Origin of the sequence: Haloarcula sp. S1AR25-4 (assembly GCF_031624555.1) — an archaeon.
Classification (GTDB): Archaea; Halobacteriota; Halobacteria; order Halobacteriales; family Haloarculaceae; genus Haloarcula; species Haloarcula pellucida.
Genome location: NZ_JAMQOR010000003.1, coordinates 581,518 through 593,814 on the forward strand (window position 1 = coordinate 581,518; position 12,297 = coordinate 593,814).

14 protein-coding genes and 2 tRNA genes are annotated in these 12,297 nt (G+C 63.7%); 6 read left to right on the forward strand and 10 right to left on the reverse strand.

Going from position 1 to position 12,297, the window contains the following annotated elements:
* Position 1: 1 nt before the first annotated feature.
* The 5 genes from NDI85_RS16405 to NDI85_RS16425 all read left to right on the forward strand — a co-directional run bounded on the left by NDI85_RS16405 (position 2) and on the right by NDI85_RS16425 (position 3,777).
* Positions 2-562, forward strand: coding sequence for a hypothetical protein (locus NDI85_RS16405; RefSeq protein ID WP_310916371.1), 561 nt, complete (start codon positions 2-4; stop codon positions 560-562).
* Entirely contained in the window at positions 562-1,356 is a 795-nt protein-coding gene (locus tag NDI85_RS16410; protein ID WP_310916372.1) for a hypothetical protein, read from the forward strand. Before NDI85_RS16405 ends, NDI85_RS16410 begins: the two co-directional genes overlap by 1 nt.
* Complete coding sequence (locus tag NDI85_RS16415) at positions 1,349-2,524, forward strand: hypothetical protein (protein ID WP_310916373.1); 1,176 nt, start codon at positions 1,349-1,351, stop codon at positions 2,522-2,524. Before NDI85_RS16410 ends, NDI85_RS16415 begins: the two co-directional genes overlap by 8 nt.
* 160 nt (positions 2,525-2,684) lie before the next feature.
* Positions 2,685-3,065, forward strand: coding sequence for a hypothetical protein (locus NDI85_RS16420; RefSeq protein WP_310916374.1), 381 nt, complete (start codon positions 2,685-2,687; stop codon positions 3,063-3,065).
* Between the two features lie 43 nt (positions 3,066-3,108).
* Positions 3,109-3,777, forward strand: a complete 669-nt coding sequence (locus NDI85_RS16425; RefSeq protein WP_310916375.1) for a hypothetical protein — start codon at positions 3,109-3,111, stop codon at positions 3,775-3,777.
* A gap of 217 nt (positions 3,778-3,994) precedes the next feature.
* Here NDI85_RS16425 and NDI85_RS16430 read toward each other — a convergent pair whose 3' ends face one another.
* The 7 genes from NDI85_RS16430 to NDI85_RS16460 form a co-directional block, all read right to left on the reverse strand.
* Positions 3,995-5,758, reverse strand: coding sequence for a MarR family transcriptional regulator (locus tag NDI85_RS16430; protein WP_310916376.1), 1,764 nt, complete (start codon positions 5,756-5,758; stop codon positions 3,995-3,997).
* A gap of 2 nt (positions 5,759-5,760) precedes the next feature.
* Positions 5,761-5,904: a hypothetical protein gene (locus tag NDI85_RS16435; RefSeq protein ID WP_310916377.1), complete on the reverse strand. Its 144-nt coding sequence runs from the start codon at positions 5,902-5,904 to the stop codon at positions 5,761-5,763.
* 174 nt (positions 5,905-6,078) lie between these two features.
* Complete coding sequence (locus NDI85_RS16440; protein WP_310916378.1) at positions 6,079-6,276, reverse strand: sigma factor-like helix-turn-helix DNA-binding protein; 198 nt, start codon at positions 6,274-6,276, stop codon at positions 6,079-6,081.
* Positions 6,273-7,124, reverse strand: a complete 852-nt coding sequence (locus tag NDI85_RS16445; protein ID WP_310916379.1) for a DNA adenine methylase — start codon at positions 7,122-7,124, stop codon at positions 6,273-6,275. Before NDI85_RS16445 ends, NDI85_RS16440 begins: the two co-directional genes overlap by 4 nt.
* Positions 7,121-7,372, reverse strand: a complete 252-nt coding sequence (locus NDI85_RS16450; RefSeq protein ID WP_310916380.1) for a hypothetical protein — start codon at positions 7,370-7,372, stop codon at positions 7,121-7,123. Before NDI85_RS16450 ends, NDI85_RS16445 begins: the two co-directional genes overlap by 4 nt.
* Before the next feature lie 172 nt (positions 7,373-7,544).
* Positions 7,545-7,619 (reverse strand) — tRNA-Ile (locus NDI85_RS16455).
* A 129-nt stretch (positions 7,620-7,748) separates the two neighbouring features.
* A tRNA-Asn gene (locus NDI85_RS16460) sits at positions 7,749-7,821 on the reverse strand.
* A gap of 96 nt (positions 7,822-7,917) precedes the next feature.
* Between NDI85_RS16460 and cca the strand changes: the two genes are divergently transcribed.
* Complete coding sequence (gene cca / locus NDI85_RS16465; RefSeq protein WP_310916381.1) at positions 7,918-9,321, forward strand: CCA tRNA nucleotidyltransferase; 1,404 nt, start codon at positions 7,918-7,920, stop codon at positions 9,319-9,321.
* On the opposite strand, the gene NDI85_RS16470 is transcribed toward cca, so the two are convergent.
* From NDI85_RS16470 to NDI85_RS16480, 3 genes are read right to left on the reverse strand one after another with little or no spacing between them, the layout of a single operon-like run.
* Positions 9,300-10,307, reverse strand: coding sequence for a histone deacetylase (locus tag NDI85_RS16470; protein WP_220639410.1), 1,008 nt, complete (start codon positions 10,305-10,307; stop codon positions 9,300-9,302). The genes cca and NDI85_RS16470 overlap by 22 nt on opposite strands.
* Entirely contained in the window at positions 10,308-10,745 is a 438-nt protein-coding gene (locus tag NDI85_RS16475; RefSeq protein WP_166968042.1) for a histone family protein, read from the reverse strand. It abuts the gene before it with no gap.
* Positions 10,746-10,800: 55 nt separating this feature from the next.
* A complete protein-coding gene (locus tag NDI85_RS16480) occupies positions 10,801-12,228 on the reverse strand; it encodes a single-stranded DNA binding protein (protein ID WP_310916382.1) in 1,428 nt (475 codons plus the stop codon).
* Positions 12,229-12,297 lie beyond the last annotated feature (69 nt).

Sequence of the window (12,297 nt, forward strand, 5' to 3'; positions counted from 1 at the left end):
TATGAGAGTTCCATTTTTCGCCGCGCTGCTGGTCGTGAGCCTCGCGCTCGCCGGGAGCGCTCCGGCCGTCGCACAGACTGCTAATCAGACCGTTCCGACCGGCCCACAGCCCACGGCGACGAACGCCACCGACGCCACTGCGACCGAGCGCATCGACGGCCAGACCGTCATCGTCGAGTCCCGCTACGTCGAGAACGCCAGCGTCGCCCTCATCACGCTTCGCTCCGAATCCGTTCAGACGGTCACCCTCTCCGACGCCGGGCGCTTCCAGGAGGGCGGGAAGATCCCCGTTCGCGCTATCGCGCTTCGGTCGGGCGAGACGGCGACCGTCGAGATTCCGGTGACCGAACAAGACGGCTACGTCGGCGTCGCCATCTCCACGGAGAACACGCCGCTGTACGCCGAGATCGTCCAGCAACCCAGTGGTGGCGGGCTCGACATCCTCCGCGCGCTCGGGTCACTCCAGGCGTGGATCGCGGGCCTCACCGTCGCGTTCGTCTGGATGATCGTCGCCGGCTGGAACGTCCTTCGCGGGGAAGACAGCCGCCCGGAGGTGGCCTGATGCCCGCGCCCACGTTCCAGAACAATCGCGACCGACTCACCTACCTCCTCGCCGAGTACAAGCTACTGGTCGGCGGGATGTTCGTCGGCTTGGTCGGTCTCGTCGCCTACTACCAGCCACAGGCACCGACACTGCCGACGTGGATTCCGGCCGTGCTGGTCGGCTGGCTCATCTTCGCCATCCCGTGCTATCTCGTCGGCGCGAAGATCGCCCGGTGGCTCCGACAACGGAACTGGGTCGAAGTCCACCACGTCAACGCCGTCGACGACACCGTGGAGAAGTACTACGTCCCGCCCGCGGTCTGGCAGGAGAAGGAGATCCCCGACGACGCTCCTGACCCATACCCCATCAACGGTGGCCGCGCGTGGGCGGTGCGCGAGTACGAGTATCTCGAAGACGTCGACCAACTCCGCGTGAAAGGCGTCTGGCTCGAAGGCTGTCAGGACACGGAACTCATGACCAGCAAAAAGCAGATGCAGGACATCCACGGCTGGCTCATCGACCGCGCCGAAGAACTCGCCGCCATCCGCGGCCGGTGGTCTCGCGGCGCCGTGGAACTCCAGCAGAAACTCGTCACGGCCGACGCCGAGGCGAACGAACGCGGCCAGATGATCCAGAAGACCGCCGCGAAGGACACCTTCGGCGACCTCATCGAGGACGGCGAGGACTTCGAAAACGCACCGAGTATCCACGATCTCGACGATCGGCCCGATCCCACCGCCGCCGCTGCCGTGGGCGATGGGCCGGCAGTCCCGACCGACACCACCCAAGACCCGCAGGTGAACGATGACTGACGACGCTAACGACCTCTACACGCCCGCACAGTTCCGCGAGTATCAGGACGGTCACGGTCAGCGCGACGCCGAGGAAGTCCATCCCCACGCCGGTATCGTCCGCGACGAGAAACTGTCGCGCTACCTCTCGATACTGGAGACACACTACGACCCGACACAGTGCGACCGGCCGGACAAGATGCCCGGACAGGCCAAAGACCTCCAGCACGTCCGCGACATCGTCCGTATCGAAGGGACCGAGACGGCCCGCAAAGCCATGGCGAACGGCGATATGCAGTCGTTGAAGCACTTCACGGGTGACGCCGGCCAGCGGGCCGATATCTCCGGCATCAAGGCCATCGACCAACTCCGCGCACAGATGACTGGCCCCGCGCCGATGTTCTACGAGTGGGCCGAACCCGGCACGGGAAAGTCGAACTTCGCGTGTCTCCTCGGTCAACTCTGGAAAGAGCAACACTCGTCGGACGCACTCGTCGCCTCGAACATCCGCACGCTCGAAGAAACCGACGAGTGGACCGATTCGGACGGCGACCGTCGCGACGGGTGGCTGGCGAACTACGGCGAACTCAACGAGTGGCTGAAACAGGACGGCGACCCCATGCACAACGAGCAACGCCCGAAGCTGTTCCTCTTCGACGAGGCATCTTCGAACGCGGGCGGCGGCGGAAAGGACGGCTACGACACGAAGACCAAACTTGGGCCGCTCACGTACAAACTCCGGAAGTACGGCGGGTCGCTCATCATCATCGGTCACGACGGCCGCGACGTGCATCCGCTGGTCCGCGAACTCGGTGTCTGTGTCCACAAGGAGGGACTGAAAGAAGCGACCTTCTACGAGGACGTGCGGAACCGCAAGGGTGTGAATCCGATCTTCTCCGTCTCCGGTATTCCCGAGACGGACTGGCGCTACGACGACAAGGAACCGACCACGTGGTCCTGGTCGAGCAACGGCGACGACGGCGACGAGGTAGACCCGGCTGACCTCTCGCGGAAGCTCGCGATCTACACAGTCATCACGGCGAAGGAGGCCGACCCGGACAAACCAAACCACGAAATCGCCGAATTCGTGCCCTACAGCACTGAATGGGTCCGACAGCGCTGGAACGAGTACGAACACGACGGCGACCATCGTTCAGTGGTTGGCGAGGTGACGGAGCTAACCGCATGACGGCAGTACGATTCGGCCAAACCAACAACAACCAACCCCCCGGCGTACCCCTACTGTTGGCCCATAACCGTCGCTCGCGTGCGCTCGCTTCTGTAGCCATGGGCAACGACCAGCAACAACCCGGAGGAGTATCTATATATGACGCACGCGAGGTGCGCGGATGAGTCGGAGCCATCGAGCGAACCACTACGGGACGCTCGTCGAGCGTCAAGCCGCCGACCGGTACGGCCTCGATCTCGACCGCGCCAGTTGGCACGACGCTCGTCGGCCGGACGGAACGCCGGTCGAAATCAAGTCCGCGATGCATCGGCATTCGGACGGCCAGCCCGGCACGTTCAAACTCTACGATCAGTACCACGAACGGCTACGTGCAGCGAACGGGTGGTACGTCTTCGGCGTGTATCGGATTCGTGGGCGCGGTGTCGAGGTTCTGGAGTGGGAGACGCAGCACTCTTCACGCTTACCGAGTCTCGACTGGCATGGTGGAGGACGGCATCGGGATGCAGAACAGGCTAAAATTCATATAGACGAATTGTTTTAATTTCGTTATGAATCTATCTCAGCAGAGACAGTTACAGAATTGAATGTTTCCTAAACTGCCAACCTCTGTTCGGAGTAGATATTTTGGGTACTTTCTTGCAGCGATATTCGCGACCCTATTTGTTGGCTCGCTATTCGTAGCTAGCCTCCTCCTGATGGGGATATTTGTACCTGCTTCAGTACCCACATTCTTGTTTTTTGTATTATTGGCCTCAATTTACGCAATCACATTCAGCGGTGCCCTGTCTTTCGCACAACCCTCTATAGACAGAAGCGACTACCTCCCGATATTCGTAATTCTGGTAGTGTTTCTTGCGATGGCGCTGATTTCTCAAGGAATCGGTGTTCTTACGGGAATTGAACAGGGAGACAATCTGGCTACAGTCATTGTCGCTCTATTCACGATTGGCTTAGCCAGCTCCTTGTTTGTCGGTGGATGGCTTCATGGCAAACTGAGAATCACAGAGAAAGGTCTCTTGAGATATCTTGAACCAGTTGAAACGAAGGGTATCAGAGAGACACTCACCGAGATATACAGTCGCCGAGACATTAATTCGCTCACAGTAATTCTGCTCGTTGACTTCGTTGTTTCCTCAGTGATCGGGTACGCGTTCGATATTGGTGTGGGCCTCGCGACTTTTTTCGGATTACTGACCTTGATCCGGTTCATAGTCGAGTTCGATGAACAGAAGTTGGCTGAATTCAATGGTTAGCGGACGCTGTGCGGTGTATTTTGGATAGGTGGCCTTAGCCACACGACTAAGGGGAACCCGGAAGCTTGCTTTCCGGGTTCCCCATGGTCGCGCGGCTGGGTGACGTGACCGAAGGGAACGAACCCAGCCGCGCGACGCGCGATTTTCGGGGGTAGCCGGAGGAAATTGCCGCTAAAACGGTGTGTTGGATAGTGATGCCTCTACTCAGGGGGCGGCGCTACCCGCCGTCCCAGTTCTCACCGACCGGGTAGCCAGCCTCCTTCCAGGCCTCGAAGTCGAACCCATCGCGGGCGTTCTCTGCGGCCCGCGTCTCGCGTATGTAGTCGCCGCTGCGGTACGCGCTGGTGAACACGCTAGAGAGGTCGCGGAATCGCTCACGGCCGCTCTCAGCCGTCTCTACGACGACGTGAATGCCGTAGGTGTTCGCTTCGACACACTCGGTGTAGGCCGTCCGAATCTCGCGGACGATAGCCTTCGCCTCGTCGAGGTCGTCGGCCGTGTAGCCCACCTCCAGCAGCGACCGACAGTCGGCGGCGTCGATCTCCGTGATCGCGTACTCGCGACGGACCCGCGCCCATCGCGACCGCCCGCGTTCCTCGGCGGCGTCGGCCAACTCCATCGCGGCGCTGCCGATGTCCTGCTGGAAGCGGTCACCTGCGGCCCGAACCCGCTTCAAGAGTTCCTGCTGGACCTTCTTCGACTCCAACTCTAACTCGCCGTAGGTGTGCCGAATCAGTCCCTCGAGGCGGTCGACGACGGTCCGAATCGTTCGGTACGTGTAGCCCGTCTTCTCGGCGGCCTCCTTCGGTGAGACCTTCCCGCCGTCGGTCAACAGCATCTCCGTCACGTCCCGGTCGGCGTCGGTCATGTCGCTCCACAGTTTCATCACGCGGTGTTCCTGTTCGTCCTCGATCTCCGGCAGCGGGCACTTCACGAACTTCCGCGCTTCCGTCGTATCTCGGACGTTCCAGAACGGGTCGAAGTCGACGAAGATACTACTCTCGGCACTCGTCGCCAGCCCACACCAGTCCAGACAGTTCAACACCGTCGCCTCTAACTCGCGTCGGGCGTCGTCGAGGTCGTCCCAGCGAACCGTGTGGTCGGTCCGGCTTGTCTGGTAGGAGACTTCGAACTTCGGGTGATACGGCGCTTCGTCGGGCGTGTACTTCTGGGGTTCGTTCGGGTAGTAGTGTTTCAGTTCCTTTCCGAGTGAGTGGCCTCGAACCAGCTCGCCGGCCTTCTCGTCCTCGACGGTGGCCGTGACGTAGTAGCCCGGCAGTTTCGTGTTGTCTTCGACGTGCTTCCGGTAGCCCGTCCGGTCGCCTTGGATGAGTGTGTGGGCGCGGGCTATCGGACCGTCAGCGGCGTGCAGCGGCCCACTGCTCTCTCGGTAGAGTCGGACGTAGTAGGCGAGGTCGTCGATGTGGCTGTCGGGATGGGGCTGGTCGAAGTATCGGGCAGCGATGCCGTAGGCATCCATCATCCGCTTCACGAGCGTCAGGTACTCCTCGTGGGGAAGGTTCGATGCCTGTACTTGGACATCGACGTAGGGCGCACCGTAGTCCGGCACCGAGACGGGTTTTCCGTTCGAGGTGAGGTTCGGCCACCGCGGGCGGACAGTAATGGTGCCGCCTTTCACGCGCTTGTCTCGGTCTGCTCGCTTCCCTTCGTAGGTCGGGGAATCCTTCGCGACGAAGTAGAACTGAAACTCGCGAACGTTCTCAATCTGGAACTCGGGGCTATCCCACGGGTCGAGGCCACTCTCGGAGTAGTCGAAGCAGGTGGCCCACGTCTCGCCGTTGAACTCGATGTCTCTGGTCGGCTTCCCGTCGGTTTCCCAGCGGTCACCCCACTCTTTGATGAGTGAGTCCATCGCGTAGTAGGGCTTCAGGCCGTAGTCAGGAACGCCGGGATCGGGATGCACGCCAATCGTAAAGCGCACGTCACCCTCATGAGGGGCGCACTTGAGGTGCCGCGACATCCCTACCTCCGCTCCTCGATCTCCGCGACGGCGCGCTCGACTTCGGCCTGACTCTCCGTCACCGGCTGCATCTTTCCCCAGTCGAAGTGACGGGGTTCACTCGCCGCCACGTCGTACAGTCGCGACGCCCGGACGAACTCACTCACTGGCCTCACCTCCACGAAGCCACTCCTCGAAGTCCCGCGAACACTCGGGACAGAAGTCCGCGAGGTGGCCGAGTTCGTCCTGTCGACTCTCCGGCGGATACCAGCTGTGTTCAACCCGGATATGTCGAATATCGGGCGCAAAGGTCCGTCCACAGCGGGCGCACTCAGCGTCTCTCACGCGCTGGTCACCTCCAGTTTCTCGCGGGCACGACGGAGTAGATTCCCGACTGTCCCGGGTGATCGCTCCGTTTCGCGGGCGTACTCACGCGGGCCGTACCGGCCCATGCCCACGGCTTCGAAGACTTCGCGCTCGGCATCGGTGAGCGGCGATAGGTCGGGTTCGAAGTCGTACAGCGAGGACTGCGGCGTCATCGTTCACCTCCAAACGACTCGAGTCCGGTCTGCAGCGCTGGCCGGAACGAAGTGGCTTCGTCCGGATCGAAGTTCATCACCAGCCGCTCGGTGGCCTTCTCGCGCTCGTCGCCGTTGATGCTGTAGTGAATCTTGTACTGGCGTCGGTTCCAGTCGTGCTCGACGATCGCCTCTTCCAGTTCTTCGGGGAGATCACCGTAGGAGCAGATCCAATCTCCCTCGAGTCCGGCGAGCAGTTCGGTCAGTGCTGTGTGATCGAACTTCCCCTCATGGGTATAGAGGTCGTCACCCGGTCCGACGTACGGCGGATCGAAGTAGAACAGCGCGTTCTTACAGTCGTACTTCTCACAGAGTGACTGATAGTGAAGACATTCGAGTGCGACATCACGGAGTCGGTCGGCCACCTCGTCAAGTGCGTCGGTGGCGTTTCGCAGACGTCGTGGTTCGCTCCGGACCGAACTGGCTTTGAAACCGGATATTCCGTCGATCTTGCCGCTGTACTGCGTGTACCGGAGATAGAACCACCGACCGGCCCGAACGACATCGTCACTCGGTCGGTGTCCGTTGTAGAACGCTCGCGCCCACCGACCGTGCAGTTCCCGAGAGAACGGAACCGTACGAAGCCACTCCTGTAGCTCCTCGCGCTGCTGGCGGAGGACTCGGTAGAAGTGGACCACGTCGCTATCGAGATCGTTCAGGACCTCGATGTGACTCTGTTGTTTGTTCAGCAGGAGCGACGCCGAGCCACCGAACGGTTCGGCGTACAGTTCGTGATCCGGGAAGTACGGCAGGATCTCGCCGACGTGGAACGTCTTCCCGCCCGGATACGGGAACGCCGACAGGCTCACAGACTCTCACCCCCGTCGGTCCGCGCGTCGACGCGCCCGCCCTGGTTACGCTGGGGCTGGTCCGCGGGATCAGGGTAGTCGAGTTCCTTCCCGGCGGCGGTTCCACGCGAAATCCGGGGCATGCAATCGCACGCCGGACAGCGGTGGGCGATGTTGTCGCCGTCTCCGAAGGTCCGCCGGAAGTCCCGCGAAACGTGAGCGCCGCAGTGTTGGCACTCTTGTGGGTTCGTCTGGCGGTCCAGTATCATGCGGACCACCCCTCGGCTAATGAGAGTCCCGGACGAGGTGGGTGTCCAACAACTTCTTTGTTGAACTCATGATTTCGACCCCCTACCCAAAAATCGCCAGAATGCGATAAGCACGCGTCTCGGGCGTTGAAACACCATTCTCCGAACGGCTGAGAACCGCTAAGGTTTGAGATGGGCCCTGCCGGATTTGAACCAGCGCTCAATCGGTTATGAGCCGATCGCTTTAACCAGACTAAGCTAAGGGCCCTCGTGGGTCGTTTCTCGGTTCCGCGTCTTTAGCCTGTCGGGTCCGTGTCGGTCGGTTCGTGGCTCGTCGACGTCGGCGCGACACGCGTGGCTTGCGACGCGTTTCACCTGGTAACACTGAAGAAGGGGACGCCACCGCCAGGGCTCGAACCTGGGACAACCTGGGTAACAACCAGGTGCTCTACCAACTGAGCTACGGCGGCTTGTTCGCATGCATCGATTGACGGAGTTGTTAAATAGGGCTTTCGTTTCCGAGCGCCATCGACACGCTTTCACGCACTCTGTGAGTACCGGTGGGCATGAGCGACGAGTTCGACGCCGTCGTCGAGCGGGTCCACGAGCGGGTCTCGCCCGACGCCGAGGAGCGCGAGCGGTTACAGCAGGCCGCCGAGACGGTGATGGAGCGGGCGAGAGACGCTATCGCCGACCTCCCCGTCTCGGCCGAGGTGATACAGGTCGGATCGACGGCCAGAGGGACGTGGACCGCCGGGGACCGCGACGTCGACGTGTTCGTCGCGTTCCCGCCGGACCTGCCACGGGAGACGCTGGAGGAGTACGGACTGGAAGTGGGCCACGCCGTCCTCCCCGAGGGCCGGGAGGAGTACGCCGAACACCCCTACGTCGTCGGCGAGTGTGACGGCTACGACGTCGACCTCGTCCCGTGTTACGCCGTCGAGGACGCCACGGCCATCCAGTCCGCGGTCGATCGGACGCCGTTTCACACCCGGTACCTCGACTCGCGACTGGACGACGCCCTCGCCGGGGACGTACGGATCACCAAGCAGTTCCTGAAGGGAATCGGCGTCTACGGGAGCGACCTCCGTACCCGTGGATTCTCGGGCTATCTGACCGAACTGCTGGTGCTGGAGTACGGCGGCTTCCGCGAGTTCGTCGAGGCGGCCGCGGACTGGCACCCGCCGGTCACGTTCGATCCGGAGGACCACGGCACCGTCTCGTTCGACGACCCGCTCGTCGTCGTCGACCCGACGGACCCCGAGCGCAACGTCGCCGCGGTCTGTTCGGCGACGAACGTGGCGCGGTTCCAGCACTACGCGCGGGACCTCCTCGCGAACCCCCGAATCGGCCTGTTCGAGGCCAGCGAGCCCGACCCGTACGACGCCGGCGCGGTGGCTGTAGCCATCGAACGCCGCGGGACGACGCCGGTGGCGCTTCGGTTCGACGCGCCCGACGTGGTCGAGGACCAACTCTGGCCACAGCTACGGAAGTCACTCGGCGGCCTCACGGACGAACTCGACCGGCGGGGGTTCGACGTGCTTCGCTCGGCGGCCTTCGCCACGGACGGTGTGGACGCCAGGGCAAGCGCGGACATGCCGTCGGACGCGACCGGTGACGCCGTCCTGCTGGCGGAACTCGCCGTCGCCGAACGCCCGGCTATCGAGCGCCACGACGGGCCGCCGGTCCACGTCCGCGAGCACGCGACGGGGTTCTACGAGGCGTACGAAGACGACCCCGAGGTGGCCGGCCCATTCGTCGACGGCGAGCGCTACGTGGTAGAGCGACCGCGGGCGGTGACGACGGCGGCGGAATTCCTCCACAGCGACGCGCTGTTGGACGTGCGACTCGGGCCGCACGTCGAGTCGGCGCTCGACGCGGGCTACGACGTGCTGGTCGGCGAGGAGATTACCGAACTAGCCGACGCTTTCGGCGTGGAACTGGCCGACTACTTCGACCCGAAGCCCTGAGCGGCGACCTCGTCGAGGACGTCGCGGGCGTCCTCGCTCACGTCGTCGTCGGGTTCCATCGGCCGGTAGCCGTCGAACACCTCGTGGACAGTCGTCACCGAGTCGGAGAGCGTATCGAGGCCGTAGCCGCCTTCGAGGACGAAGCTCAGGCCGGCGTTACAGTCCTCGGCGAGCGTTCGCATCCGCTGTGTCATAGCGCCGTACCCCTCCGTCGTCACGCGCATCCGTGAGATGGGGTCGTGCTCGTGGGCGTCGAAGCCGGCGGAGACGACGAGCAGGTCCGGGTCGTAGTCGGCGATGGCCGGCGCGATGGCCTCGTCGATGGCCGCGAGGTAGTCGGCGGTGTCCGCGCCGGGCTGGTACTTGACGTTGAGATTGGTATCGGCACCGTCGTCCTCACCGGTCTCGTCGATGGCCCCGGTCCCGGGGTAGAGGCCGTCCTCGTGAATGGAGGCATAGAACACGTCGCCACGGTCGTAGAAGATGTCCTGCGTGCCGTTGCCGTGGTGGACGTCCCAATCGAAGATGGCGACGCGGTCGGCGTCGCGTTCGAGGGCGGCCTGTGCGGCGACGGCGGCGTTGTTGATGAAACAAAAGCCCATCGCGTCGTCGTAGACGGCGTGGTGGCCCGGCGGCCGGCCGAGCGCGAAGGGGGTGTCGCGGGCCGAGACGCCGTCCATCGCCGTCTCGGCGGCCCAGACCGCGAGTCCCGCGGAGGCTACCGCGGCGTCCCACGTCGCCTCGACGGCGACGGTGTCGGCGTCCCAGTTCCCCCCGCCGTCGTCGCAGAACTCGCGGAACTCCGCTATGTAGTCGGGGTCGTGGACGCCGTGGACCAACTCCAGGTCGACGTCGCCGGCGGCGACGTACTCGACGCCGTGGCGTTCCTTGAGTGCGCGTCTGACCGCCCGGAGTCGGTCGGGACTCTCGGGATGGCGCGGGCCGGTGTCGTGGTCTAGACAGACCTCGCGGTAGCCGAAGTTCATTCAGTAGTACTGGCCGAGTTCGAAGTAGGTCTCGATGTCTGCCGCCTTGACTGTACGGCGGTCTGCGTGACGGGCCAGCGTCGCCGCGGCGGCGGCCACGTCGTCGGCGAACGCTTCGAGGATGTTCGCGAGGGCGACGCGTGCGTCCATCGCGACGCGGTAGTCGTCGGCGATGTCGAGGCGCGCGATGCGGTCGACCGGGGCAACCGGGAGTTCCAGACTGTCCTTGTCCGGAACGTGGTTCACCCCGAAGTCAGCGGGCATCAGCGTCTTCCGGCCGTCAGCAGTCGCCTCCTCTGCGGCGGCGACCGCAAGCGACGCTCCTCGTTTCTGAATCCGACGAGCCAGTTCCTCTGCCGCGTCGGCACTGACCCGCAACCCGTCCGCGTTCCGCCGGATGACGGCGTCCACCGGCGCGAACGGTAGCTCGACGCTCATACCCACAAGCGAGAGTGTTGCGGCCTTAAGAGTTTCCGTAGCGGCGCTCCCCCGCTCAGAACACGTCGTCGGCGTCGAGACGACCGTCGTCCATGACACCGCGTACCGTGATCTCCTGTCCCAGTTGGACGCGTTCGTTCGTCTCGACGCTCATCGTCTCCTCGCCGTCGTCTAAGACGACCGGGTCGCCGGTCTGGACGACGGTGCCGGTGAACTCGACCTGTTCGGCGGCCTGTACCCCCCCGCTGTCATCGGTACCGCTGGCACTGCTGCCGGCCCCACTCGACGCGCCCCCGCTGTCGCCGTCGCCGGCGAACGAAGCGAGGCCGGCGTGTTCGTCGTCCCCGGACTGGGCGGGTGCGCTCCCGACGTTCGTCCCGTCGTCTAAGACCACGACCGTCGAGGCCCAGTTGGCGGAGGCTTCCTTGTCGTCCTGCCAGCCGTCCTGGATCTCTACGTCGGCGACCAGTATCTCGTCGCCCGGCGCGATGTCCTTGTCGGCCTTATCGCCCCACAGGGCCACCCGGATGTCGCCGGTGGCGTCTTGAACCCGGACGTTCCGGACCTGTCCCTCGCTGCCGTCGTCGCGGTCGAACGTGCGGACCGGGTCCGTCGAGCGGACGACGCCGGCGATGTCGACGGTGTCGCCGATTTCGACGCGCTCGATGGGGTCGGCGTCGGGTTCGAAGTCGACCGCCTCGTCTATCTCGTCGATGGCGCCCTCGTCGCCGACGTGCAGTTCGAGCGCCCCGTCACGTTCACGGACGTAGCCGTCGACGACTTCGACGGCAGTGCCGGGGGCCAGTTCCTCGGCGCGGTCGGCCCGGTCGTCCCACATCGTCACGCGGACGCGGCCGGTCTCGTCGCCCAGCGTGAGGTTCGAGACGCGTCCTTCGCTGCCGTCGTCGCGGTCGAACGTGCGGATGCTGTCGGTGTCCAGCACGAGGCCACGCAGGCTCACGTCGGACTGACCCATCGTCAGCGACTCGACGCTGGATCCGTCGCCGGGTTCGACGTCGATGGTGGCGTCCTCGTCGGGTTCGGCCTTGTCGACGGAGACTTCGAGGCCGTTGTACCCCTCTTTGGGGCGACCTTTGACCCGGAGAACGTCGCCCACGTCGAGTGCGCCCTCGTCGATGTCGACGGCCTGTCCGTCCCAGAAGGCGAGGCGGATACTGGCCGTCTCGTCTGCGGCTTCGACGTTGATGACTCGGCCGTCCTCGTCCTCGCCGTCGCGTTCGAACGTCTTCAGGTCGCCGACTGCCATCACCTTCGCGAGGAACTTCACCTCGTCCATCCCCGGTTCGACGTCCGCGATGGTCTCGACTTCGCCTTCGTTGAGTTCGTGGGCCAGCAACATCGCGGCCGTCTCCTCGTCCGCGAGGCCGCCCATCTGTTCGACCTTCTCCTCGACGGCCTCGCGGAACTCCTCCTCGGAGACGTCCGTCTCTAAGTCCGCGTAAATGTCCTCTATCGCACCCATTGCTACAACTCCATGTCGGTCAATTCTAAATACGATTGGCCGATACACGAACCCATGACTGACCTACCC